General features: G+C 60.6%; 24 protein-coding genes. 3 read left to right on the forward strand and 21 right to left on the reverse strand.

What is annotated here, in order from left to right; translation table 11 throughout:
* Window positions 1-69 precede the first annotated feature (69 nt).
* The 5 genes from QM647_RS04940 to QM647_RS04960 all read right to left on the reverse strand — a co-directional run bounded on the left by QM647_RS04940 (window position 70) and on the right by QM647_RS04960 (window position 5,228).
* A complete protein-coding gene (locus QM647_RS04940; protein WP_414994359.1) occupies window positions 70-1,371 on the reverse strand; it encodes a bifunctional folylpolyglutamate synthase/dihydrofolate synthase in 1,302 nt (433 codons plus the stop codon).
* A gap of 131 nt (window positions 1,372-1,502) precedes the next feature.
* Window positions 1,503-2,438 (reverse strand): acetyl-CoA carboxylase carboxyltransferase subunit beta, encoded by a 936-nt coding sequence (locus tag QM647_RS04945; protein WP_414994360.1) that lies wholly within the window; start codon window positions 2,436-2,438, stop codon window positions 1,503-1,505.
* A 17-nt stretch (window positions 2,439-2,455) separates the two neighbouring features.
* Window positions 2,456-3,298: a tryptophan synthase subunit alpha gene (trpA, locus tag QM647_RS04950; protein WP_414994361.1), complete on the reverse strand. Its 843-nt coding sequence runs from the start codon at window positions 3,296-3,298 to the stop codon at window positions 2,456-2,458.
* A complete protein-coding gene (gene trpB, locus QM647_RS04955; RefSeq protein WP_414994362.1) occupies window positions 3,295-4,524 on the reverse strand; it encodes a tryptophan synthase subunit beta in 1,230 nt (409 codons plus the stop codon). Before trpB ends, trpA begins: the two co-directional genes overlap by 4 nt.
* 53 nt (window positions 4,525-4,577) lie before the next feature.
* A complete protein-coding gene (locus QM647_RS04960; protein ID WP_414994363.1) occupies window positions 4,578-5,228 on the reverse strand; it encodes a phosphoribosylanthranilate isomerase in 651 nt (216 codons plus the stop codon).
* 143 nt (window positions 5,229-5,371) lie between these two features.
* Between QM647_RS04960 and QM647_RS04965 the strand changes: the two genes are divergently transcribed.
* Entirely contained in the window at window positions 5,372-6,319 is a 948-nt protein-coding gene (locus QM647_RS04965; RefSeq protein WP_414994364.1) for a glucokinase, read from the forward strand.
* On the opposite strand, the gene QM647_RS04970 is transcribed toward QM647_RS04965, so the two are convergent.
* Together QM647_RS04970 and QM647_RS04975 are read right to left on the reverse strand one after the other, a co-directional pair.
* Window positions 6,320-7,339, reverse strand: coding sequence for a LacI family DNA-binding transcriptional regulator (locus QM647_RS04970; protein WP_414994365.1), 1,020 nt, complete (start codon window positions 7,337-7,339; stop codon window positions 6,320-6,322).
* A 45-nt stretch (window positions 7,340-7,384) separates the two neighbouring features.
* Window positions 7,385-8,284, reverse strand: a complete 900-nt coding sequence (locus tag QM647_RS04975) for a LysR family transcriptional regulator (protein WP_414994366.1) — start codon at window positions 8,282-8,284, stop codon at window positions 7,385-7,387.
* Window positions 8,285-8,379: 95 nt separating this feature from the next.
* On the opposite strand from QM647_RS04975, the gene QM647_RS04980 reads away from it, so the two are divergent.
* Window positions 8,380-9,135, forward strand: coding sequence for an SDR family NAD(P)-dependent oxidoreductase (locus tag QM647_RS04980; protein ID WP_414994367.1), 756 nt, complete (start codon window positions 8,380-8,382; stop codon window positions 9,133-9,135).
* On the opposite strand, the gene rimM is transcribed toward QM647_RS04980, so the two are convergent.
* The 12 genes from rimM to glmS form a co-directional block, all read right to left on the reverse strand.
* Complete coding sequence (rimM, locus tag QM647_RS04985; RefSeq protein WP_414994368.1) at window positions 9,132-9,635, reverse strand: ribosome maturation factor RimM; 504 nt, start codon at window positions 9,633-9,635, stop codon at window positions 9,132-9,134. The genes QM647_RS04980 and rimM overlap by 4 nt on opposite strands.
* 45 nt (window positions 9,636-9,680) lie before the next feature.
* Window positions 9,681-10,808 carry an acyltransferase family protein gene (locus tag QM647_RS04990; protein WP_414994369.1) on the reverse strand — a complete coding sequence of 376 codons (1,128 nt, stop codon included), beginning with the start codon at window positions 10,806-10,808 and terminating at the stop codon, window positions 9,681-9,683.
* 101 nt (window positions 10,809-10,909) lie between these two features.
* Complete coding sequence (gene rpsP, locus QM647_RS04995) at window positions 10,910-11,347, reverse strand: 30S ribosomal protein S16 (protein WP_414994370.1); 438 nt, start codon at window positions 11,345-11,347, stop codon at window positions 10,910-10,912.
* A gap of 23 nt (window positions 11,348-11,370) precedes the next feature.
* On the reverse strand, window positions 11,371-12,945 hold the full coding sequence (gene ffh, locus QM647_RS05000) for a signal recognition particle protein (RefSeq protein ID WP_414994371.1): 1,575 nt from the start codon (window positions 12,943-12,945) through the stop codon (window positions 11,371-11,373).
* Between the two features lie 201 nt (window positions 12,946-13,146).
* Complete coding sequence (locus QM647_RS05005) at window positions 13,147-14,400, reverse strand: glycosyltransferase (protein WP_414994372.1); 1,254 nt, start codon at window positions 14,398-14,400, stop codon at window positions 13,147-13,149.
* A gap of 48 nt (window positions 14,401-14,448) precedes the next feature.
* On the reverse strand, window positions 14,449-14,676 hold the full coding sequence (locus QM647_RS05010; RefSeq protein WP_414994373.1) for a hypothetical protein: 228 nt from the start codon (window positions 14,674-14,676) through the stop codon (window positions 14,449-14,451).
* 293 nt (window positions 14,677-14,969) lie between these two features.
* Window positions 14,970-16,175, reverse strand: a complete 1,206-nt coding sequence (locus QM647_RS05015; protein ID WP_414994374.1) for an LL-diaminopimelate aminotransferase — start codon at window positions 16,173-16,175, stop codon at window positions 14,970-14,972.
* A gap of 152 nt (window positions 16,176-16,327) precedes the next feature.
* Complete coding sequence (locus tag QM647_RS05020) at window positions 16,328-17,533, reverse strand: MFS transporter (RefSeq protein ID WP_414994375.1); 1,206 nt, start codon at window positions 17,531-17,533, stop codon at window positions 16,328-16,330.
* A gap of 223 nt (window positions 17,534-17,756) precedes the next feature.
* Window positions 17,757-18,068, reverse strand: coding sequence for an ArsR/SmtB family transcription factor (locus tag QM647_RS05025; RefSeq protein WP_414994376.1), 312 nt, complete (start codon window positions 18,066-18,068; stop codon window positions 17,757-17,759).
* Window positions 18,058-18,549: an SRPBCC family protein gene (locus QM647_RS05030; RefSeq protein ID WP_414994377.1), complete on the reverse strand. Its 492-nt coding sequence runs from the start codon at window positions 18,547-18,549 to the stop codon at window positions 18,058-18,060. Before QM647_RS05030 ends, QM647_RS05025 begins: the two co-directional genes overlap by 11 nt.
* Window positions 18,550-18,611: 62 nt before the next feature.
* Window positions 18,612-19,535 (reverse strand): DMT family transporter, encoded by a 924-nt coding sequence (locus tag QM647_RS05035; RefSeq protein ID WP_414994378.1) that lies wholly within the window; start codon window positions 19,533-19,535, stop codon window positions 18,612-18,614.
* A 124-nt stretch (window positions 19,536-19,659) separates the two neighbouring features.
* Window positions 19,660-21,498, reverse strand: a complete 1,839-nt coding sequence (gene glmS / locus QM647_RS05040; RefSeq protein ID WP_414994379.1) for a glutamine--fructose-6-phosphate transaminase (isomerizing) — start codon at window positions 21,496-21,498, stop codon at window positions 19,660-19,662.
* A gap of 279 nt (window positions 21,499-21,777) precedes the next feature.
* On the opposite strand from glmS, the gene glmM reads away from it, so the two are divergent.
* On the forward strand, window positions 21,778-23,403 hold the full coding sequence (gene glmM, locus QM647_RS05045) for a phosphoglucosamine mutase (protein ID WP_414994380.1): 1,626 nt from the start codon (window positions 21,778-21,780) through the stop codon (window positions 23,401-23,403).
* A 48-nt stretch (window positions 23,404-23,451) separates the two neighbouring features.
* On the opposite strand, the gene QM647_RS05050 is transcribed toward glmM, so the two are convergent.
* Both QM647_RS05050 and fsa read right to left on the reverse strand, forming a co-directional pair.
* Window positions 23,452-24,639: a DUF1624 domain-containing protein gene (locus QM647_RS05050; protein ID WP_414994381.1), complete on the reverse strand. Its 1,188-nt coding sequence runs from the start codon at window positions 24,637-24,639 to the stop codon at window positions 23,452-23,454.
* 126 nt (window positions 24,640-24,765) lie between these two features.
* The gene (fsa, locus tag QM647_RS05055) at window positions 24,766-25,419 is read right to left on the reverse strand and encodes a fructose-6-phosphate aldolase (protein WP_414994382.1); all 654 of its coding nucleotides are present in this window, start codon (window positions 25,417-25,419) and stop codon (window positions 24,766-24,768) included.
* Between the last annotated feature and the right edge of the window lie 56 nt (window positions 25,420-25,475).

Below are 25,475 nucleotides of genomic sequence, written 5' to 3' on the forward strand. Positions count from 1 at the left end.
GCTGGAATATAGCCTGTTGCGTCCGCGCAGCGGGCTTTTTCGTTTGGGCTCCGGCGATAGCGGTAGACGTTAATGTGGCCAGGTGTCTTCAGACAGTGCCAGGCAATCACCGACCAGATAGAGCGAGCCGCAGATCAGCACCCGGACCGGCTCAGGCGGCAATGATGTGACGGCATCGAGCGGGCTTGTGGCCAGGCTCGCTTTCAGACCCTTAGTTTGTGCGGCGGCGGCCAGTTCAGAGGGCGGAATGGCGGCGTCGCTGCTGAAACCGACGCAGGAGACCTGCGCGTCCAGTCCGGCGAAATAACCGAAGAATTCGCCGGCGTCCTTGGTATTGATCAGTCCGCAGATCAGGTGTAGTGGCTTGGGATCTCGTGATTGCTGGCGGTCGATGAAATCGCGCAAGGCCCGTGCGGCATGGGGATTGTGTCCGCCATCGAGCCAAAGTTCCGAAGCTGGATTATCGAGCGCCTTATATAGCGGCCCGGCTTTCAGCGCCTGCAAACGCCCCGGCCACTGAGCGGTTTTCAGGCCGGTCTCTATGGCCTCGGCCGGGATACCGAGCCTCAAGGCCGCCTTGATGGCCAATGCAGCGTTTTCGATCTGATGGGCGCCGGGCAGGGCCGGCAGAGGCAGGTCGTACAACGCATCCTCGTCCTGAAAGATCAGCCGGTCACCTTCGCGCCAGGCGTCGATGCCCTGGCCCATGCTGGTGAGGGATATGCTGTGCTTCAGGGCCTGCCATTCCAGTGCCTGTGCCGCTTCATCGGGCTGGCGGGCGCTTAAGGCCGGCGTGCCGCGCTTGAAGATACCTGCCTTCTGTCGGGCGATGGTCGCCAGATCGTTACCGAGGAAGGCCTGATGGTCGTAATCGATCGGCGTGATGATCGTCAGCTTCGGATGGGCGATGATATTGGTGGCGTCGAGCCGGCCGCCGAGACCGGTTTCCAGCAGGAGCAGATCGGCGGGCGTTTCCGAAAAGGCGAGAAAGGCGGCGGCGGTGGTCGATTCGAAGAAGGTCAAAGGTGCACCGGCATTGGCGGCTTCGACACGACTTAAGGTATAGGCGAGATAGTCCTCGTCGATCAGGGTGCCCGCGAGGCGGATACGCTCGGCGAAGTGCACCAGATGCGGCGAGGTATAGACATGAACGCGCAGGCCCTGCGCTTCGGCCATGGCGCGCAACAGAGCGATGGTCGAGCCCTTGCCGTTGGTGCCCGCCACATGGACGACCGGCGGCAGCCTGTCCTGTGGCCGCCCCAAGGCTTCGCAGACGCGCAGCATCCGGTCGAGATTGAGATCGATCAGTTTGGGATGCAGGGCTTTCAGGCGTTCAAGCGGGGCATCGAAGGGCAGGAGGCGGTCGGTCATAGTCAGCACTGCGTTATGGAGTTTGGGGTTCGCGACCCCATATCTTCTATTTTCAAATGAAAAATCCGGCCTGCAGGCCGGACATTTCATTTGAAGAAAGGTTTGGGGCCACAGGCCCCAAACCCCATGACTCAGGCCGCCTTGCGCTTGCCGCTCATCAGCATGGACATAAGCGCGCCCAGCACTTCCGGTAGCTCGGAACGCGAAACCACCCGATCGACCATGCCCTTTTCGACCAGGAATTCCGCCCGCTGGAAGCCTTCCGGCAGCTTTTCGCGGATGGTGGTCTCGATGACACGCGGGCCGGCGAAGCAGATCAGCGCGCCCGGCTCGGCCAGATGGATATCGCCCAGCATGGCGTAGGAGGCGGTGACGCCGCCGGTGGTCGGGTCGGTGAGGACCACGAGATAGGGCAGTTGCGCCTTTTTGAGTTCCTGAATGGCCAGGGTGGTGCGGGCCATTTGCATCAGCGACAGCGCGCCTTCCTGCATACGCGCACCACCGGCGGCAGTAAAGACCACCATCGGCACCTTGCGTTCTACCGCAGCCTTGGCGGCGGCGATGAAGCCCTCACCCGCGGCCATGCCGAGTGAACCGCCCATAAAGGCGAAATCCTGCACGAGGACAATACAATCGACGCCCTGCACCTTGCCGTAACCAATGGCCATGACGTCGCGCTCGCCGGTAGCGGCGCGGGCGGCTTTCAGGCGATCCTTGTAGGGCTTGCCATCGGAGAAGTGCAGCGGGTCCTCGAACACGTCCGGTGTTGGCAAGCTCTCGAACTGGCCGTCATCGAAGGTGAACTTCATGCGGGCCTTGGGACCGATGCGCATATGCCGGCCGGAAGGCGTCACCCACAGGGCGGCTTCCAGGTCGGAGCGATAGATCATGTCGCCGGTATCGGGGTCTTTTACCCACAGGTTTTCCGGCGTCTCGCGCTTGTTGCCAACAAAGTTGGAAATGCCGGGGGCGATTTTGGAGAGCCAGCCACCGCGCTCACGGCGCTCGGCGGATTTAGCGGCGGGGGGCAGTTTGGGGCCCTTGTCGGACTTGTCAGCCATAGCCATACGTCATCTTACTCCGGTTACACCTTACTACCATTTTGGGCCACCAGCCGAGCAGAATGGACAGCCTGTGCCAAATCTGCGGCCTTGGCCAGAACTTTCGTCGCGGAACGGTTATTTTCCGGTAAAGAATTTTTGATCTCGTCCACCAGGGCCGAGCCCACAACCGCCGCATCGGCAATGCGGGCAACACTTGCCGCACTTTCCGGCGTGCGTATGCCGAAGCCCACGGCCACCGGCAGATTGGCGGCGGCGCGCACCCTGGCCACCTGATCGGCAATGGCGTCGGCATCGACCGCCTTGACGCCGGTAACACCGGCCACCGAGACGTAATAGATAAAGCCGCGCGTGCGCTTGACCACGGTTTCCAGACGGCTGGCGTCCGTAGTCGGGGTGGCCAGACGGATCAGGGCGATATCGTTGGCATCGAGCGCATCGGTCAGTTCGTCGGCCTCTTCCGGCGGGCAATCGACCACGATCAGGCCATCGGCGCCAGCTTCGGAAGCCGTCTTGGCGAAGCGTTCATAACCCAGGAACTCGACCGGATTCATATAGCCCATCAGAATGATGGGCGTATCCTGGTCGATCTCGCGAAAGCGCTTCACCAGCATGAAGACATCGCGCAGTTTGGTGCCAGCGGCCAGTGACCGTTCGGCGGCGCGCTGAATGGTCGGCCCCTCGGCCATAGGATCGGAGAAGGGGAAGCCCAGCTCGATAATATCAGCACCGGCGGCCGGCAGACCCTTCAGGATCTCGAAAGTGGTTTCCAGATCCGGATCGCCGGCCATGATATAGGCGATGAAGGCGGACTTGTTCTGTGCCTTCAGGTCGGCAAAACGCTTGTCGATACGGGCGATACTCACGAGGCAACTCCCTGCTGGCCCATATGTTTGGCGACTGTGGCGATATCCTTGTCGCCGCGACCGGAGAGATTGAGCACTACGATCCCGCCCTTGCCGACTTCCTGAGCCAGTTCGCCGACGCGGGCGATGGCGTGCGAGGATTCCAGCGCCGGAATGATGCCTTCGAGCTTGCAGGTCAGGGCGAAGGCGGCCAGCGCTTCCTCATCGGTGGTGGTGACGTACTTGGCGCGGCCGGTATCGAAGAGATAGGCGTGTTCCGGGCCGATGCCGGGATAGTCGAGCCCGGCGGAGATCGAATGGCCTTCGAGAATCTGGCCGTCATCGTCCTGCAGCAGGAAGGTGCGGTTGCCGTGCAGTACGCCGGGGCGGCCGCCATTTAGCGAGGCGGCGTGACCGTTATAGACATCGAGCCCGTGACCGGCCGCTTCGACACCGATCAGTTTCACGGTATCGTAATCGATGAACGGGTGGAACATGCCGATGGCGTTCGAACCGCCGCCCACGGCCGCGATCACGGCATCCGGCAGGCGGCCTTCCTGTTCCAGAATCTGCGTGCGGGTTTCCTTGCCGATCACGGTCTGGAATTCGCGCACCATTTCCGGATAGGGGTGCATGCCGGCAGCAGTACCGATCATGTAATAGGTGTCGTGCACATTGGTGACCCAGTCGCGCAGGGCCTCGTTCATGGCGTCCTTCAGCGTGCCCTGGCCGTTGGTGACCGGTGAGACGGTGGTGCCGAGCAGTTCCATGCGGAAGACGTTCGGCTTTTGACGTTCCACATCGGTGGCGCCCATATAGACGGTGCAGGGCAGGTTGAAGCGGGCGCAGACCGTGGCCGAGGCGACGCCGTGCTGGCCCGCGCCGGTTTCGGCGATGATGCGCGTACGGCCCATGCGCTTCGCCAGCAGGATCTGGCCGATGCAGTTGTTGATCTTGTGCGCGCCGGTATGGTTCAGCTCTTCGCGCTTGAAATAGATCTTGGCGCCGCCGAAGTGTTCGGTCATGCGCTCGGCGAAATAGAGCGGCGAGGGGCGGCCGACGAAATGCTTCAGCAGGGAATGGTATTCGGCCCAGAAGCCTTCGTCGTTCTTGGCGTCTTGCCAGGCTTGCGTCAGTTCCAGGACCAGCGGCATCAGGGTTTCGGGAACATAGAGTCCGCCGAAAGAACCGAACCGGCCTTTGGCGTCCGGCTGGCTGTAGCTGTTTCTGAGAACGGGATCGCTCACCGTGGGCATTCCTTCAAGTTAGGGTGGGGCAGGTTAAAGGTCAGGCACTGGCCTTATAGAGCTTTTGCGACGCGAAGGAAGCCCGAAATCAATCCGGCGTCCTTTACGCCCGGCGCGGATTCCACGCCGGAAGAGATATCCAGCATCGGCGCCCCGCTTAAAGCGATAGCCTCGGCGGCATTTTCGACGGAGAGCCCCCCGGCCAGGAACCAGGGGGTTTCGCTGGCATAGGCCTGCATGATCGTCCAGTCGAAGCTCAAGCCCATGCCGCCGGGCAAGGCCGCGTCCTTCGGCGTCTTGGCATCGAACAGCATATAACGGACATATGGCGCATAGGCGGAAACACCTGCCAGGTCGCTTTTTTCGCTGACGCTGATCGCCTTGATCAGGGGCAGATTGGTTAATGCGGCGATCTCCGCCACACGTTCCGGCGTTTCCTTGCCATGGAGCTGGATCAGGTCCGGCCTGATCTCGTCGCGAAGCGTTTTAAGCGTGTCATTTTCCGGATTGACGACAACGCTGACAAGCGGAATGGTAGCGTTAACGCCACGAATCGCCGACATCAGGTCTTTCATGGCGTTGAGCGTCAAATGACGCGGACTTTTCGGGAAGTGAATAAAGCCCAGAAAGTCAGCGCTGTCATTTATCGAGGCGAGTGCCGCATCGATTGTCCGAATTCCGCAGATTTTGACCTTTGGGGGCATGAAAAGTCCTCGCATGCGCGGTGTTTTGGCCAGAAGCTTTAGTAAAAATCAAGGTTTGGAATTTATTTTCCCGACTTAATTAAGCCGGCTCATAAAAATACAAAGGCCGGTCATAAAAATAAAAAACATAGGGCAAGGATACCATGACAGATTACGTGCTGCTGAGTGACATCAGCAACGGGAGCTATTTGAAACTCGCCTTGGCGCGACGCGGCGAACGGCCGAAGGAAGCCTCACACTACGCCTGCAACAGTCTCGAAAGCTACAAGACAGCCATTTCCGACTTCCTGGAAGCGCATGACCGGCCGCGGCTGGCGGGTGCGGCGATTTCGGCCGCCGGCTGGGAACGCGGCGGCATAATCCAGCTGCCCAATCACGGCTTTTCGATCGATCGCGCCGAGATGCGCGATTTCCTCGGTATCCAGCGCATCAATCTGGTCAATGATTTTGTCGCCAAGGCCCTGGCCATTCCGCGCCTGCAGGCAGGTGAAGCGCAAAAGATCTGCGGGGGGGAAGCGATGGATGAGCAGGTCATTGCCGTCATCGGTCCGCACAATGGCCTGGGTATGTCGGCCCTGGCGCCGGATGGTGTCGGCAACTGGACGGCCATGCCGACTGAGGGCGGCCATTCGGACCTGGCCCCGACCTGTGATATCGAGGAAGCCGTGCTGCGCGTGCTGATCGGCAAGTACGGCCATGTGTCGCGCGAGCGGGTGATTTCCATTCCGGGCGTGGTCGACCTGTGGTCGGCCCTGGCGGTCATCGAGGGCGATGAGGCGATGGCGCATTCGATCGAGGAAATCATTGCTCTGGCCTCGACCGGCGAGGCGCGTGCCAGGCAGGCCATCGATCTCAGCATGGGCTGGTTCGCCGCCATGGCCTCGGATGTCGCCCTGATCCTGGGGGCACGCGGCGGCGTTTATCTGGCGGGTGACCTGCTCGACATGATAGGCGACCTGTTCGATGTCGACGCCTTCTGCCGCCGTTATGCCGACAAGGGCCGCCTGAGCGACTATGTGTCGGAAATCCCTGTCTATCGTGCCCTGGCGCCGGATATGGAAATCATCGGACTGGCGACCCTGTTCGACTGATCAACCGCCACAGGACTCACGAATAACCAGTTGGGTCGGGATGCGCGTCATCTCGACCGGTTCGCTGTCGATCAGGGCAGCCAGGGTATCGACCAACACGCGGGCAGCCGTGGTGGTATCCTGCCGTACGGTCGAGAGCGTCGGGTTGATGCAGGTGCAGACCCACAGATCGTCAAAGCCCATGACAGACACATCTTTCGGCACGTTCAGACCGCGCTTTTGCAGGGACTGGATGGCGCCGATGGCCAGCAGGTCGGTGACGGCAAAGACGGCATCGAAGGCCACGCCCTCGTCCAGCAGGCGATCTATGGCCGCTGCCCCCTCTTCGCGGGAGATGAAGCAATCGACCGCCAGGGCCGGATCAGGTGTCAGCTTGGTTTCGGCATGGGCGCGTTGGTAACCCTTATAACGCTCGAAAAACTCCGAATGGGCTTCTGACGCCTCTCCCAGGAAGACGATGCGCCGCCGGCCCAATTTGATCAGGTGTTCGACCGCCGAATGCGCACCCTCTTCGTTCTGAGAGCCGATAAACAGGTTTGGCGTTTCCGGCATGACCGGCCCGAAAACCACCCAGGGTTCGCCCACCTGCTGCAGTATGGCCACCTTGCGCAGGTAGGAGTCGAAATCGCGATAGCCCAGAAAGATGATACCGTCGGCGCGGCGTGAAAAACCGTAATCGGCGCCCCAGTCGGCATCGGCCTTCTGCAGCGACATCAGCACATCGACGCCTTTTGAATTGGCATAGTCGAGGATCGAGCCGATCAGCGGCAGGAAGAAGGGATTGATGCGGTTGTCGGAATGGTCGAGGTCTTCCGAGACCAGCACAGCAATGGTGTTGATCTTCTTTGAGCGCAGTTTTCGCGCATTGACATCGACCGTGTAGTTGAGTTGCGTGGCCGCGTCAAAAACGCGCTGACGTACGGCCTCGCTGACAGAGGCGGCGCCGGAAAGCGCCCGCGATACAGTAGCCTGGGAGACGCCGGCAAGGGCGGCAATATCGAAGGAGGTGGGGCGTTTCATTGTGATCTGTGTTGTGGTTGAGGCAAGATCGCACTGGCGGTCGATTTAGTCCAGATAATCGCGCGTGATGATTTCGGCCACCCAGTCCATGAAGGCGCGGACCCGCCGGGCCTGATGGCGGCGGCGCGGATAGATCAGGGACATCGGCAAGGGTTCGGCTTCATATTGCGGCAGGATCTCCACCAGCCGGCCCTCGGCTACATGATGACGATTGCCGGTGCGCGGAGATTGCAGGATACCCAGTCCTGCCAGCGCCGCGCTGCTGAAAGCCTCGGTATTATTGACCGTTATTCGCCCCGGCATGTCCACCACCTTGTATTCATCCCCGTCACGATATTCGAAACCAAAAGGGCGGGCGCCCAGATGCAGGGCATAGTGGATCAGGTGGTGGTGAGTGAGATCATCGAGCGTTTTCGGTTCGCCATGACGCGTCAGGTAGGCCGGACTGGCATAATTGCCCATGCGCATCAGGCCGAGCGGGCGTGACATCAGGGCCGAATCGCTCAGAGCCCCGACGCGGACAACGCAGTCGAAGCCTTCCGCCACCACATCGACCCGGCGATCGGTACAGGACAGCTCGATATCCAGGCCGGGATGCTTGCCCAGAAATTCCGGCAGGCGCGGCACCAGGAAATTGCGTGCCAGGCTGACCGGCATATCGACCCGCAGGGCGCCGGTTAGTTCGCTGGTTTGCGAGAACATCGAATCCAGCTCATCGAGTTCGGCTAGAACCTCGCGGCAGCGCTCATAATAGGCCTGGCCGTCGTGGGTCAGCTGTACGCGCCGGGTCGTGCGATACAACAGTTGAACTTTGAGATGCGCCTCCAGCTGACTGACGGCTTGGGACGCACTCGATTTCGGCAGGCCAAGCGATAGCGCTGCCGCCGTGAAGCTTTGCAATTCGGCGACCCGGACGAACAGGGACATGGCCTCAACGCGGTTCATTGTTCATATTTTTCGAACAGTGATGTCTGATATGGTGAATTTATCATCGAAATGAAAAACAGTACATCGTCTCCATCAACTCAAGGAGATTTTCCATGACTAAGATCGCACTCATCACCGGCGGCAGCCGTGGCCTCGGCCGCAACATGGCCCACCATCTGGCAGCCAGGGGTACGGATATCCTTTTCACCTATCGCGAGCGCAAGGACGAGGCCGACAGCCTGATCGAAGAACTGAAGCTGATGGGCCGCAAGGCTGTGGCCCTTCAACTCGACACCGGCGTCTCGGCCGGCTTTCCCGTCTTTGCTGCCGAAGTGAAGGCCGCGCTGAAAGCCAACTGGGGCCGCGACGATTTCGATTTCCTGATCAACAATGCCGGCATGGCGCTCTATGCCCCGTTCGCTGAGGTCACCGAGGCGCAGTTCGACGGCATTATCAACGTCCATTTCAAGGGCGTCGTTTTTCTGACTCAGGCCCTGTTGCCGCAGATTAAGGATGGCGGCCGCATCATCAACCTGTCGTCGGGACTGGCGCGCTTCAGTTACCCGGGATCGTCCGTATACGGAGCAACAAAGGCGGCCATCGATACCCTGACGCGCTACATGGCGCTGGAACTGGGGCCGCGCCGCATAACGGTCAATGCCATTGCACCCGGCGCCATCGAAACCGACTTCGGTGGCGGTCATGTCCGCGATACGCCAGACCTTAACGCCGCCATCGCCAGCCGCACGCCGCTGGGCCGCGTCGGTCTGCCGGACGATATCGGCGGCGCGGTTTCGGTGCTGCTTTCGGATGAAGCCGGCTGGATCAATGGCCAGCGCATCGAGGTCGCCGGCGGCATCCACGCTTAAATATTGCTGAGGTCGACCACGATGCGACGTGTATCGAGGTCGACTTCCGGCACGTTTTCGTCGCTGAAGAGCAGGTAGAAGCTGGGCCCTTCCAACGGCTTGATATCGAGCAGGTCGCCGGCGCCGAAATTTTCGACATTCATCACGCGTCCGACCTCGGCCCCGGCAACATCATACGCTTTCATGCCGATCAGGTCGGTGATGTAGTATTCGCCGTCCTCGGCTTCGGGCAGATCGGCGCGGTCGATATAGAGCTTCAGGCCCTTGATCCGATCGGCGGCGGTGCGATCGGGTATATCTTCGGCCCTCACCACCAGCGTCCCCTTGTGCTCGCGCGCCTTTGTCAAGATGAGGGCCGGCTCGCCCTTGTCATTCAGCAGGGGCGTATATTCAAGCACGCTATATGGATCGTCCATATAGCTCAGCAGCTTGAATTCGCCCTGAAGGCCAACAGCAGCGCTTACCTGCGCGACAAAGATCAAATCGGGTTTCTGGCTCATGGCCAGAGCCTATAAATAGAAAAGGCGCCGGTGGCAAATCGCCGTCTATTCGCCGACCATATCATGTGCAGAAGGCTTAACGGGCCTATAGCGGTTCCACAGGGTCAGCAGCCAGTCCTCAAAGTGGTAAGCCATCTTTTTGCGCTTCATCACAGGCTTTTCCAGCAGATGCCAGGAAACCACTGCCGCCAGCAGGGTGAGAGGCAGGCTGATCAAGCCGTTGATATACCAGCTGTGTGCCCATGCCTGAGTGGCGACCATTTGTTGTATGGGGAAGCTGAAGAGGTAGATGCCGTAGGAATAATCGTTGGATCGCAACCAGGCTGGCATCTTGGGGGACATCAGGCTGAGCCAAACCGTGAAATAGGCCGTGGGAATGGCAACCAGTAGGGTGCCGCAATTCAATGACAACAGGCCGATCATGGCCAGGAGGGCCAGCAGGCCCAGGGTACCGTGCCACGGGATCCGGTGGCGGAATTTATAAAGTCCTGCGCTGGCCGTAAAGCACAGACCCAGCTCCAGCCCCGTCATGCGCGTTATGATCAGGCCGGGATGGGTGACAATCCAGAAGACGAACATGGCCTGAAACAGGACGAAGAAGATCAGCAGAAGCCATTTGTATCTGAGCGCGACCAAAGACAGGACCGCCAGCCCGAAATAGCATCCCATCTCCGCCATGATGGTCCACAGCTGACCATTGACGACCTCCGGCAAGGGATTGTCAGCGAAGACGCCGGGCAAGTCCTTATGGATGATGCCAAACGCATTCAGAAAATAGGCCCAGAAGGCTTTGGCGGAAAAATAGTCACCCAGCGGCAGGTGTGTCAGCAGGGGGCCCAGCACCAGGGCGCATAACAGAGTTTCCAGGGCAAGCGCGGGAAAAATACGCAAAACCCGAAGGCCCAGGAAAGATATGGGGGTGCGGCATCTGTCGAGACTGGCACTGACCAGAAAGCCGCTCAAGGCAAAGAAAATCGGCAGCATGAAGATATTAGCCGCACGATATGGGCCGAGCCATATCTGATCCTGCACCGCCTGGCCATAGCTGGTGACGACGGTATGCCAGATAACGACGCTTGTCGCCAGGAACAGGCGCATATAGGCAAAACCATTGGAATGGCCGCCGCTCAATTCCATTTTCTGGGCGATCGTTATCGCGTTACGGAATGTCAATGCTCTATGTCTCTGCTTTGTCAGACAGTAGGCATGTATAGGTAAAAAAAGGGACAAGGCCGGATTGGCCTTGTCCCTTTAATGTCTCGAATTCGAGAGCCTTATTCCGAAGCGGGGGCTTCTTCTTCGGCAGCCGGGGCTTCTTCAGCCGGAGCGGCTGCCGCAGCGGCTGCTTCTTCCTTGGCGGCGGCTTCAGCGTCCAGACGGTCCTGTTCGCGCTGGGCGCGTTCAGCGGCGCGTTCCTGCGCCTTCTTGCCCGGCTGGCCCTTGTTCGGGTTGTTGCCGTGTTCCCACTTCACCAGGCCTTCTTGCGACAGGAAGCGCGCGACGCGGTCGGTCGGCTGGGCGCCCTTCTTGAGCCATTCGGCGATGCGCTCGACCTTCAGGGTCACGCGCTGCGCGTCCTTCGGCAGCATCGGGTTATAGGTGCCCACCTTTTCGATGAACTTACCGTCGCGCGGGGCGGCGGCGTCAGCGATGACGATGGTGTAGTAAGGGCGCTTCTTGGAGCCACCGCGGGACAGACGAATCTTCAGCATTTCAGTATCCTAACTTTAAGGTGCTATTTCTTTGTGGGGTCGAACGGCTTTGCTCCCGGCAAACCGGGAAGGCCACCGAACAGGCCCGAAGGAGGTTGTGCGCCTGGCAGCTTGCCGCCGCCGAGCGCCTTGAGTTTGTCGAGATCGAGCGCCGGGTTCAGGCCTTCCAGCGGATTGCCGCCGGCACCGGCCTGAGGGTTGACGCCCATCTTCTTGGCGATATCGGCCATGTTGGGTTGCGCGCCGCCGCCCATACCGAACATCTTGGCCATCTGACCCATGGCGCCACGGCCATTGGAGCGCGACATCATCTTGAAGGTGTCGGCCATCTGGCGGTGCTGCTTGAGCAGGCGGTTGATCTCGGCGACATCGACGCCGGCGCCGGCCGCGATGCGGCGCTTGCGCGAGGCATTGAGCAGGTCCGGCTTCTTGCGTTCCAGCTTGGTCATCGAGGAGATGATGGCCACCTGACGGTCGAAGATCTTGTCGTTGAAATTCGACTCTTCAATCTGTTTCTTGACCTTCTGCACGCCGGGCAGCATGCCCATAATGCCGGTCATTCCGCCCATCTTCTTCATCTGGGTCAGTTGGTCGGAGAGGTCGTTCAGGTCGAACTGACCCTTGGCCATCTTGCGCGCCATGGCCTCGGCCTTGGAGGCGTCCAGTTCCTGCGCGGCCTTTTCAACGAGAGCGACGATATCGCCCTGGCCAAGGATGCGGCCGGCGATACGACGGGCATCGAAGACATCGAGCGCCTCGACCTTTTCACCGGCGCCGAGATACTTGATCGGCAGGCCGGTCGTGGCGCGCATCGAGAGCATGGCGCCGCCGCGGCCATCGCCGTCAGCACGGGTCAGGATCAGGCCGGTCAGCGGCAGGCGCTCATGGAAGGCGGCGGCCGTACGCACGGCGTCCTGACCGGTGAGGCTGTCGGCGACGAGGAAGGTTTCGGTCGGGTTCGAGATTTTGGCGATCTCGGCGGCCTCGGCCATCAGGGCTTCGTCGAGCGTGGTGCGGCCGGCGGTATCGAGGATCAGGACATCATAGCCCTGAAGCTTGGCCGATTGCAGGGCGCGGCGGGTAATGTCAGCCGGACCCTGACCCGCCACGATCGGCAGCACATCGACGCCCGTCTGCTCGCCCAGCAGCTTCAGTTGCTCCATAGCGGCCGGACGGCGCGTATCGAGCGAGGCCATCATGACCTTCTTGCGGTCGAATTTCGTCAGGCGCAGGGCCAGCTTGGCCGAGGTGGTGGTTTTACCCGAACCCTGCAGACCGGCCATCAGGATAACGACAGGCGGCACGGCATTGAGATTGACCGGCACCGGCTCTTCGCCGCCCAGCATATCGATCAGGCCGTCATAGACGATCTTGACCACCTGATCGGCGGGCTTGACCGCCTTGATGATGGCTTCGCCGGTGGCCAGTTCCTTGGCGCGGGCCATGAACTGGCGCACGACCGGCAGGGCGACATCGGCTTCCAGCAGGGCGACGCGCACTTCGCGCAGGGCTTCGTCGACGTCCTTTTCCGAAAGGACGCCGCGCCCGCTGAGGCGGTCAAACAAACCGGAAAGACGGTCGTTCAAGCTGTCGAACATGGCCAAAAACCTTTAATCTGGAGCCGTGCAGGGCCGCACTTTACGCAAAAACAAAATCCCCGAGGGCGCAACGCGCTGTCGGGGCGCCTTCCCAACCCCCTGTTCGATCGCTGTCGAACCTCGTGTTGGCAAAGGGTTTTTGCATGAAGCGCAGATTATGCGCGGATGTGGCGGTGTCTTTGACCCATCAGACCGGAAGAGTCAAGCCTTAAGCCACACATTGAACGGTAGTTCAGCCAGGGCCTCCCGCTGCCAGGGCTTGTGCAGGTCGCGGATAGCCTGGATGCCGGCCTGGCCGAGTTTACGGCGCAATTCCGGCTGGTCGGTCAACTGGCGGATATCCGTTACGGCCTCGAAGATATGCGGATCGGCCCAGACCTGTGCCGGATCGCGCCTGACCTGGCCATAGGCGCCTTCCGGATCGGAGACCGGGATCAGGGACGATTTGACCAGCCGCGAATTTTCCGGGGTCATGAAATCGGTATTGCCCGACCAGTCGGTGGCGATCACCGGCACGCCGGCGGCCATCGCCTCAGCTAATGTCAGGCCGAAGCCCTCGGCGCGATGCAGCGAGACCAGCAGGTCGAAGGCGCCGACAAAGGCCTCCATGTCAGGCTCACTCAGGCGCTGGTCCATGATGCGGATATCGCTGCGTCTGGCGGCCATTTCCAGCAGGCGGCGCTCGGTGGCGCGATCGCCGGAGAGATCATTGACCTTGACCGTCAGGCGGGCAGACTTGTTCTCCTCCGGAAAGGCCTCGACCCAGGCGACAAGGACGCTCCACGGGTTTTTGCGCGCAGCCGACGACTTGGTGTCGAACAGGCACAACACCTCGCACAGTTCATCGGACAGGCCAAAACGCGCACGGGCCAGGGCATGGCGCGCCGGTGGCGGCAGTGGCACCGGATGGGGCATGAGGCGCAGGCGCGAAACGAGGTCGGCACGCCGGGCAGCCGTAAAGGTGGCGGTGAGCGCGTCATGCACAAAGCGACTCGGCACCCAGATTTCGTGGAGATAGTCGGCGGCCAGCACCCAGTCACGCGGCGCCTTGGGGGTTTCCCACGCCCAGTAGGCGATGCGGTAACGATCGGCCCATTGCACGGGCTCGTGCGCCATCAGTGCCACCAGAACCTCCGGGGCATTGGCGTGAATGAACCAGACACCGCCTTTGCCCGGCAGTTCAGCGCCTTCACTGACATACTGTTTGAAACACGGGCGTATGTCATGCTCGATGAGGTCATAGCCCGCTGCGCGGAAAGCGTTCGCGCTCAGACGGCCGCCCTGGGCCACGCCCGTGCTTTCGTTGAAAAAGGCGGAGATGACGAACGGCCCCTTTTCCAACCCATCGGTCACCGCCTTGCGCCAGCCGCGCGCCTTGGCGTGGCCGAGCAAATTGAGCGCGCCATGAATGAGTGGCAGCCGATATTTGAGGGGAAGATGTCTCAGACCAAGCATGGGAAACCGGTGGAATGTCCAACCGGTATGGCTATAAGGCCTCTTATCCTAAAGGCCAAGCCATTTGCGGCGCTGTGACCAGTAGGACTGAAACTGGTCAGCTTGGTCCTTGTCCTCGAAGGTTACGACCTTGACCTGATGATCGCCTGCCGGATCGGAGCGCAGGGCGATGGAATCGGTATCCGTGACGGCGGCGGCCTCAACGAACTTGAAGAAGGCCCCGAAGAAGGCATCCTGCTCGGAAGCGGTATTCAGATCGAACTCTAAACTGACCACGCTGGCACCTCTGACTTCATTATCCGTAACAGCTACAGGCTGTATACCCTGACCGCCATGCGGAAACCCGATGGAAATTATCAGGGTCCTGCAAATTACGGTGCGCTGCACAATGGATAGTGAAACCTATTCTGGAACGCGAGTCAAAAAGATTAAAGAAAATTTAAAGTCGTGGCACGACGCCTGTGTCCGCAAAGACGCTTAATCCGGGGATGACAGCCTTGTCATCCCCGGCATCAATTTATTTTGAGACAGTTTGAACCGCTCCGTTTGCGGACAATAGGCGAAAAAAATTATACTTTTTCCGCCGTCTTGATCGTCTTCTCATTCGGCAGCAGCAGCTTCTTGATATTGCGCGCGGCTTGGCGGATGCGGTGTTCGTTTTCAACCAGGCCGATACGGACGTAGCCTTCGCCGTATTCGCCGAAACCGAGGCCGGGGGCCACTGCGACATGGGCCTCCTCGATCAGCAGCTTGGCGAATTCGATCGAGCCCAGGTGCTCGAACTTCGGCGGGATCTTCGCCCAGGCGAACATCGAGGCTGGCGGCGGCGGAATATCCCAGCCGGCGCGCTTCATCGAATCGATCAGCACATCGCGGCGCGACTTGTAGGTGGCGCGGATTTCGGCGACATTGTCCTGCGGACCGTTCAGCGCGGCGGCAGCGGCCACCTGGATCGGGGCGAACCCGCCGTAGTCGAGATAGGACTTCACACGGGCCAGGGCCGCGCAGATCTGCGCATTGCCGACCACCATGCCGACACGCCAGCCGGCCATGGCGTAGGTCTTGGATAGCGAATTGATTTCCACCGAGCGCTCTATAGCGCCCTCGACCTGAAGGATGGAGGGCGGGGGGTTGTCCTCGAAATAGATTTCCGAATAGGCGATATCCGACAGCACGATCAGGTCGTGCTTTTTCGCGATGCGGATAACTTCCTTATAGAAATCGAGATCGACCCACTGCGCGGTCGGGTTCGATGGGTAAGAGACGATCATCACCGAGGGGGTCGGCACCGAGTGCTTCACAGCCTTTTCAATACCAGACAGATATTGCTCCGGCGACAGGGCCGGGACGTGGCGGATCACGCCGCCGGCCATCAGGAAGCCGAAGGCGTGGATCGGATAGGCGGGATTGGGGCAGATCACCGTATCGCCCGGCGCGGTAATGGCCATGGCGAGGTTGGCAAAGCCTTCCTTCGAGCCGAGGGTGGCCACGACTTCCGTATCCGGATTGAGCTTGACGCCGTAACGGCGGTCATAATAGCCGGCCATGGCCTTGCGCAGGCCCTGCACGCCCTTGGACACCGAATAACCGTGCGTCTTGGGCTTCTGGACCGTCTCGACCAGCTTGTCGACAATATGCTGGGCCGTCGGCATATCGGGGTTGCCCATGCCGAAATCGATGACATCCGTACCGGCTGCGCGCAGACGTGCCTTCACCTTGTTGACTTCTTCGAAGACATAGGGAGGCAGGCGGCGGATACGGTAAAAGTCACGCATGACGGAAGAAGGATCCTTACTTAAAGGCTGAACGGGAGGGGTCATATGACGCATCCCTGTTCGTTTGTCATCCCATGGCGGCCATTTTTTTCGGAATATTTTGCACAAATGTCGGAAATTATCCTAACGCACAGTGTGCGGTGGTTCCAAATTCATGACAGGCGCAGACGCCGGCGGTTGTCCCACAGCGCCACCAGCCAGATGGCGAAACCGCCGAGCGCCAGCAGCACGCCGACAAACCCAGTTTCGTTAAACGCCGCGCCACGGGCGATTACCATGCCGGCCAGAAGCGGCCCCAGGGCGTTTGCGGTATTGAAGGCCGAGTGATTGAGCGCCGCGGCCATGGTCTGGGCGTCGCCGGAGACATCCATCAACCGCGTTTGCAGCATGATCCCCAGGCCCCCGCCGCAACCGATCATGAAAACGACTATGCTGATGGCCCAGACATTGTGCGCAGCGAAAGGATAGACGGCGAGCCAAAAAGCGCTCCACAGCAGGCACAGGCCGATGGAAGGCATCTGCGCCTTGTCGGCCGCCCAGCCGCAGACCAGGGTGCCGAGCGTCATGCCGAGGCCGAACAGGCACAGCACCACCGGCACGAAGCCGGCAGTAACGTGAGTCACATTCAGCAGGGTCGAGGCAACATAGGTATAGACGGCGAACATGCCGCCAAAGCCGATAGCGCCGATGCCGAGCGTCAGCCACACCTGGCCGCGCTTGAGCGCGCCCAGTTCGCGCATGGGGTGGGCGTCAAGGTCGCGCGGCTGCTTCGGCGCGAACATCCAGACGAGCAGCATGGTCAGCCCCGACAAGGCCGCCACCAGCGAGAAGCCGGCGCGCCATCCGATCACCTGCCCCATCCAGTTGGCCGCCGGCACGCCGATGACGGTGGCAATCGTCAGGCCCAGCATGATGCGCGCCACGGCCGAGGCGCGGCGTTCCACCGGCACGATGGAGGCGCCGACCAGGGAGGCGACGCCGAAATAGGCGCCGTGCGGCAGACCGCTCAGGAACCGGAAGAACAGCATGGTATGATAGTCGGGCGCCAGGGCGCTCAGACCATTGGCGACGCCGAATACCAGCATGAGCATGATCAGCAGGAACTTGCGTGACAATCGCGCCGCCAGGACCGCAATGGCCGGTGCGCCGACCACGACGCCTAAGGCATAGGCGCTGATCACATGGCCTGCCGTCGCCGGATCGATGTGCAGGTCTTTCGAGAAGTAAGGCAGCAGGCTCATGGTGGCGAATTCGGTGGTGCCGATGGCGAAGCTGCCCATGGCCAGGGCGAACAGCACGACGCCTGGCCTTTGTGCCGGTGTCGTGTCTATCTTGATATCGGGAAGGGCGCTTTCCATGACAGGGTCTCCGTAACAAACGGCAGGCCCGTCGACACACCGCACACACACACATTTCAGCTCAGGCGCCGCATGGCTCGCGCAAACGTGCGCGGCAGGCGGTCGCCTGCTCTCAGCAACAAATGAGATGTGTATAGGGATTTTGTAACGGATTACGAGGCTTGGACGCGGCTTTTCGCCGCTTCGCCTTCACAAAATGTTGCACTGCCGCATTTTGCGACAGTCAGTGGTCCTCGACATGGGTTCGCAGCCGTTCAAGCGCGCCGTCCCATTGCTTTGAGATGATATCGAGATAATGGCGCGCCTCATCCAGACGCGGGCGCTCCAGCTGCCACACGGTCGTGCGACCGATGTGCCGGCGGGTGACAAGGCCCGCTTTTTCCAGCACATGCAGATGCTTGGTGACCGCCTGTCGGCTCATGCCGGCATCATCGGTCAGGCTGACAATCGAAGCCGATCCGCTTTGCAACTGCTCGATCAGGGCCAGGCGGGTTTCATCCCCCAGGGCGGCAAAAACGGCGGCCTCAAAGGGCAAGATACGCCTCGATCAGCTTGGTCTGCGCGGCCCAGCCACCGTCATTGGCGGTAAAGGCCTGAGCGCGGCGCGCCAGTGGAATATTTTCAAAACCGCTTTCGGTAATGACCAGCCGCACGCCTGCCGCTTCCTCACTCAGCGCAAAGGTACAGAGCGTCATTGGCTCCCGGCTGTAGTCGTAGTCTTTTTCGACGCCATAGGGATGCCAGTAAAAGGAAAAGCGCGTCTGCGGTGTGATCTCGCCAACCACGATCTCGAACGGCGTCCCCTCATAAGGCTTCTGCATGGCCGCGATCTCATCATTGACCGTGGTGGGCATAATGACGCCCTTCAGCTTTTCGCCGACCTTGAACGGCCCGTCGAAACGGACACCAAACCACTGGCCAAACTGGCCAGCATCGCTGATCGCCGTCCAGACCTTGTCCAGTGGCGCTTTCAGCACGATTTCCTTGCGTATTTCTGGGCGAATTTCATTTTGCATATGGCAACTCCCTTTGGCTGCCTTTTACGCCTCTAGGCGGAAATAAGCAACTGAAAGGTTGCCTATTCGATCTTCACAGCCACCGGTTCCTGCTTACGCAGGGACAGGGTGATGACGGTGATCAGGATTAGAGCCGTGCCCAGCCAGTCATAAAAACCGAAACGCGTGCCGAGCCAGATCATGGCCAGCAGCGCCGATGACAGGGGTTCGGCGCAGGCCAGCAGGCTGGAGGTTTCCGGTCCAACGATGCGCACCGCCGTCAGATAGGCATAGAAGGGGATCAGGGTGCCGAAGACGATGACAAAGGCGAAAGCGCCGATAGCGGGCGCATCCCATGTGCCGGCCATCACCCAGGGGGGATGAATGACACTGAGCGCGAGCCCGCCGATCAGCATGCCCCAGCCTATGACGATCGGCGGTGAATAGCGCGACATCAGACTGAGCGGCTGAATGGAATAGAAGGCCAGGGCCAGGGCCGAGCCCAGTCCCCAGACCAGGGCCATGGGCGAGATCGACAGGCTGTTCAGGCTGCCATGGGTCACCATGAAGAAGGTGCCGGCCACGGCCATGGCGACGCACAACAATTCGAGCGATGTCGGCCAGCGCTTTTTCTGAAAGGCGAACCAGCCGACGATCAGCACCGGGCCGGTATACTGGATGACGGTCGCCGTTGCGGCATTGGACGCATTGATGGCGGCGAAATAGGTGTATTGCACGGCCAGCATACCGAACAGGCCGAACACAGCCATGCGCAGAGCGTCTGTCTTGTTCTTCCAGATGGTGAACAGGTCGCGCGGCGTGCGCAGGGCGACATAGGCCAGCATCAGCACGCCGGCCATGAGCATGCGCACCGCCACCAGCCATTCGGTATTGACCCCGCGATGGGCAAAGAGGAACTGCCCGGCCGTGCCCGACACACCCCAGAGCATGGCGGCACCAAATGCCAGTCCGCAGCCTTTGAGATAGTCGGGTTTCATGGTGGGCATACTCCGCATAATGACAGCGGAATATTAGGACGCGCCGCCTGAGGCAAGCGCTCTCTTTTGCGGCCTTAAGTGCAACAAAATTGCACGAACAGGGCCGGAAATGAGCCGGAACAGGGGCGTACCCCTATTCCACCGTCACCGATTTGGCCAGGTTGCGTGGCTGATCGACATCCGTGCCCTTATGGACGGCGGTATGATAGGCCAGCAACTGGATTGGCACCGAATAGACGAGCGCGGCGATAAACGGATCGCAGTCCGGCGCCTTGATGATCTTCAGCGCCTTGGCGGCATCGCCGGACAGCGCCGGCACCTTATCGGGGGCATTGGTGATCATGATTACCCGGCCGCCCCGCGCCGCCACTTCCTGCACATTGGAAGCCGTCTTCTCGAACAGCTCGTCATCCGGCGCAATGACCACGACCGGCGTGTTTTCGTCGATCAGGGCGATGGGGCCATGTTTCAGCTCACCGGCGGCATAGCCTTCGGCGTGAATATAGCTGATTTCCTTGAGCTTGAGCGCGCCTTCCAGTGCCAGCGGATAGGTGTCGCCGCGGCCGAGATAGATCACATCACGCGCCTTCGACAGGTCGTTGGTGATGCGGACGATATCGCCATCCATGCCGAGCGCCTCGGCGATCAGGCCGGGCGTGGCCAGCAGGGTCTGGACCAGGCGGGCTTCCTCGGCTGCATCGATGCGGCCGCGCTGGGCAGCGGCGGTCACGGCCAGCGACAGCAGGGCCGACAGCTGGGCGGTGAAAGCCTTGGTCGAGGCGACGCCGATTTCCGGGCCGGCATGGGTCGGCCACAACAGGTCGGCTTCGCGTGCCATGGTCGAGGTATGGACATTGACCACGGCGGCCGTTTTCAGGCCCTGTGCCTGGCACCAGCGCAGGGCGGCCAGGGTATCGGCGGTTTCGCCCGACTGGGAGACGGCGACCGCCAGAACGCCGGGCATCATGGCAGGGCTGCGATAACGGAATTCCGACGCCACCTCGACATCGACCGGCAAACCCGCCAGTTTTTCAAAGGCATAGCGCGCGATCGAGCCGGCATAATAGGCGGTACCGCAAGCGATGATCTGCAGTCGCGAGACGGTGGAAAAATCGACGCCCGCCTTGATATCGCCGCGTACATGGCCGGTGACCGGATCGAGATAGGCGGCCAGGGTGCGCTGCGTACTTTCCGGCTGCTCATGCACTTCCTTTTCCATGAAGTGGCGATAGCTGCCTTTTTCGACCAGGGCGGCCGAGGCGGAAACGGTGACGGCCGGGCGATTGACCAGATGCCCCGCGGCATCGTGGATTTCGGCGCTGTTCTGGCCGAGGACGACCCAGTCGCCTTCTTCCAGATAACTGACGCGGTTGGTGAACGGCCCCACGGCCAGGGCGTCGGAACCGAGATACATCTCATCGCCCCCCCAGCCGACCACCAGTGGCGAACCACGGCGTGCGCCCAGGATCGTGCGGTCTTCGCCGTCGATCAGGATAGCCAGGGCATAGGCGCCGTGCAGCCGGTCGAGCGTGGCCTTGAAGGCGTCGCGTAAGTTCGCGCCCGTGGCCAGTTCGGCATTTAGCAGGTGGGCGATGACCTCGGTATCGGTATCGGATTCGAACGCCTCGCCCTGCGCCATCAGGCCGGCTTTCAGCTCGGCGAAGTTCTCGATGATGCCGTTATGGACTACCGTCACCTGACCAAACCGATGCGGGTGAGCGTTGCGCACAGAGGGCGCGCCATGGGTGGCCCAGCGGGTATGGCCGATGCCGACCTGGCCCGGGAGTGGTTCCTCTTCAATAACGGCTTCCAGATTACGGATCTTGCCCTCGGCGCGGCGGCGCTGGGTGCCTTCGATCGTCTGCACGGCGATGCCCGCCGAATCGTAGCCGCGATATTCCAGGCGGCGCAGAGATTCCAGAAGACGGGGAGCTGCCGGCGCATTGCCGATAATGCCGATGATTCCGCACATGTGCCGTGGTTCCTTTTGGCCAAAACCGCTAAAATGCGACTTTCAAATAGCACATAGAAAATAAATTTGCTATAAATTCGTATTGCGAAAGATTGCGACCTGGCGACCGAGTTTGGTTCAAAATTAGCCATTAATTGACTAAATTTACTATTTGCGCATAAAATAATGCGAAGTTTACAATTTGTGACAGGGTAGTACGCGTGTTTGTGCAATAAATTAATTGCAAATTAGGTGCTGCGAGCTTATCAAGCGGCGAATGGGGCACAAGGAGCCGGACAAATGAGCGAAAGCAAGTGGGAAAAACTGCAGGCCGCGGTCAATGCGTCCGGCATTTCCATCAAGGATGTGGCCGAGGCCGCCTCTATTGCTCAGAGCAGTATTTTCCGCGCCCTGAACGGCTCGACCAAAGCGCCGCGCCCAGAAACGGTCGACAAGCTCGAAGCGGCCTTTGTCTCGCTCCTGACCCAGAAAATGGCCGATTACCGTCAGGCCCTGTCGCTTTACGGCTATAACCCCATCCGCAACCGCAACGAAGAAATGGCCACCCACATGCCCGCCATGACACAGACCCGCAAATATTTCGGCACCGATGGCATTCGTGGCCAGGCCAACAGCTTCCCGATGACCGCCGAGGTCGCCTATCGGGTCGGCATGGCCGCCGGCAAGATGTTCATGTCGGAAACCGACCGCCGTCACCTGGTCGTCATCGGCAAGGATACACGTCTTTCCGGCTATATGATCGAACCGGCGCTGGTGGCCGGTTTCACCAGCGTGGGCATGGATGTGCGCCTGTTCGGACCGCTGCCGACGCCGGGTGTAGCCATGATGACTCGTTCGATGCGCGCGGATCTCGGCGTCATGATTTCGGCCTCGCACAATGCCTTCGCCGATAACGGCATCAAGCTGTTCGGCCCGGATGGCTACAAGCTGTCCGACGAGGTCGAGCTGGCTATCGAGGCGCGCATGGATGGCAATATCCTGCTTGGTGTCGCCGATCCGCACAAGCTCGGCCGTGTCGCCCGCGTCGATGACGCCCAGTGGCGCTATGTTGAAATTGCCAAGGCGACCTTCCCGCGCCACCTGACCCTGAATGGCCTGCGCATCGTGCTCGATTGCGCCAATGGTGCGGCCTACAAAGTGGCCCCGCTGGCGCTCTATGAACTTGGCGCCGAAGTCTTCCCGCTGGGCGTGACGCCGGACGGCCTCAATATCAATGAAAAGTGCGGCTCCACCCAGCCTCAGGCCATGGCGCAGAAGGTCAAGGAACTGCGCGCCGATATCGGCATCGCACTCGATGGTGACGCCGACCGCGTGGTGATCTGCGATGAGAACGGCCAGATTGTCGATGGCGACCAGATCATGGCCATCGTCGCTGGTGCTCTGGCACGCAAGGGCTTGCTCAAGGGCAACGGGCTGGTAGCGACGGTCATGTCGAACCTCGGTCTGGAACGCCATATGCAGAAGCTTGGCCTGTCGCTGGAGCGCACCAAGGTCGGCGATCGTTATGTCATGGAGCGGATGCGCGAGGGCGGCTTCAATATCGGTGGCGAGCAATCCGGCCACGTCATTCTCAGCGACTATGCCACCACGGGTGACGGCCTGATCGCCGCCCTGCAGGTGCTGGCCGAACGTGTCGAATCCGGCAAGCCGATGAGTGAACTGGGTCGCCAGTTCGATACGGTGCCGCAACTTTTGAAGAATGTGAAATATACCGGCCAGAACCCGATGGAGCGCGAAGCGGTCAAGCAGGCCATCCGCGATGGTGAGGAAAAGCTGAAGGGCACAGGCCGTGTGCTGGTGCGCCCTTCCGGCACCGAACCGCTGATCCGCGTCATGGCAGAAGGCGACGATGCCGATCAGGTTAAGAATGTAGTCAATTCGATTATCGAAACGATGAAGGCATAGGTCGCAGGGGCGGCCGCGCAACAAAAAAGCCCCTGCACCCGTAAGGTCTCAGAGGTAGCCGAGCCACCATTGGCGGCGTTTCAGTTTGTAGCGGCCATAGGCGCGCGACACCGGATAGAGCAGACACAAGATCACTAGCCAGGCCAGATAGACCTGCCAGAGGTTCAGGCCCCAGCCGGCGGGGGCCGGTTCTGGCTGGCTGATGAAGTTGGTGAAATGTCCTATTGGCGCGCCGGTTATCAAGCCGAACACGGTCGCGACGCCATGCACGATGTAGATGTGCAGCAGATAGGTCAGGAAGGGTGTGCGCCCGAAGGTCAGCAGGGGCGCCTGTATGACGCGCGGCAGGTGCGTCAGGGTGAGGGTCAGGCACAGGGCGAGGCCGAGCATCAGCAGGGTGTAATCGAGCGACGGCGGGTATTTCGAGACATTGAGGATATCGAGCAGCATCAGGCCGGGATTGCTTTGCCACTCCCAGGGCTTCTGGTCGCCATAGAGATTGGGCAGGCGCAGGATCACGAACAGCCCGAGACAGCCGGCCGCCAGAAGAGTGATCGCGCGCCGCCGAGCCAGGGTTTCCAGCGTGAAAACGGGCGCGAACCCATAGCCCAGGCACAGGATGCCCAGCCAGGGCAGGAGCGGATAGGCAACAAGGCTCGGCAAGCCGTCCAGCTTGCCGGGCTCCATCAGCAGCCGCCAGGCGATCTGGTCCGCGCCTTGAAGGTCTTCCGCCTTGATGGACCCAAAGAAATTGTGTCCGGCAACCAGGGCGATGCCGATGATCAGGACCGAACGGCCGGGCAGCCAGTGCAGCACCGCCATCACCACCATGCTGGCGCCGATGGCATAGATGACCTGCAAGAAAAAGAACGGATAGCCGAAATTGAAGCCGAAGCTGATCACGGTCAGTTCGAGCCCGATCAGCCACAGGCCACGCGCCAGCAGATGGCCGGAAAGCCGCCATCCGGTCTTGCCGCGCCGTTGCTGCAGCCAGATCGATACACCTGATAGGAAGACGAAGACCGGAGCGCTCAGATGGGTGATCCAGCGGGTGAAAAAGAGGAGGGGCGTGGTCTTTTCCAGATCGAGCGGATCGAAGATCAGGGCATCGGCATGAAAATAGTCGCGCGTGTGATCGAGCACCATCAGGATCAGCGCCAGGCCGCGCAACAGATCGACCAGCTCAACCCGCCGCGGTGCGTCCGTCTCGATCATGGGCTGATCGGCTGCCGACATCAAACATTCCCCCAAATGCCTCGCCTGTGGATAAGCAGTGTATCGCAAAGGTTGAACTTGGCAAGCGGGCATGAAAAAGCCCCCGCCGATGAGGGCGGGGGCTTTTAAATTCAGAGACTTGCGGTCTTAGAGAATGCTCTGGCCGGTCTTGGCCCAGTCAGCCAGGAAGGTTTCCAGGCCCTTGTCGGTCAGCGGATGCTTGAACATGTCGCGGAAGGTCTGGGGCGGCAGGGTGGCGCAGTCGGCGCCGGCGATCGCGGCCTGGGCGACGTGGGTGTTGTTGCGCAGGGAAGCCGCCAGAATCTCGGTGTCGAACTCGTAATTGTCGTAGACGGCGCGGATATCGTGGATCAGTTGCATGCCGTCAGCGCCCTGATCGTCGAGGCGGCCGACGAAGGGCGAAACGAAGGTGGCGCCGGCCTTGGCGGCCAACAGGGCCTGGCTGACAGAGAAGCACAGGGTGACATTGGTCATCAGGCCTTGTGCCGAAAATTCCTTGGTGGCCTTCAGGCCGTCGATGGTCAGCGGCACCTTGATGACCACATTGGTGGCGATCTTGGCCAGCTTCTCGCCTTCCTTGATCATGGTCGCGGCATCGGTGGCGGCCACCTCGGCGGAGATCGGACCTTCGCAGAGGTCGCAGATTTCCTTGATGACCTCGAACATGTTGCGGCCAGACTTGGCAATGATGGTCGGATTGGTGGTAACGCCGTCGATCAGGCCGGTTTCCATCAGTTCGGCAAGAACCTTGGTGTCGGCGGTATCGGCAAAAAGCAGCATGAGACTGTTCCTGTGTGGTGGCCCGTCAGGAATAAACTTCCAACCGGCACGATAAT

This window comes from Asticcacaulis sp., from assembly GCF_047605585.1.
Lineage (GTDB): Bacteria > Pseudomonadota > Alphaproteobacteria > Caulobacterales > Caulobacteraceae > Asticcacaulis.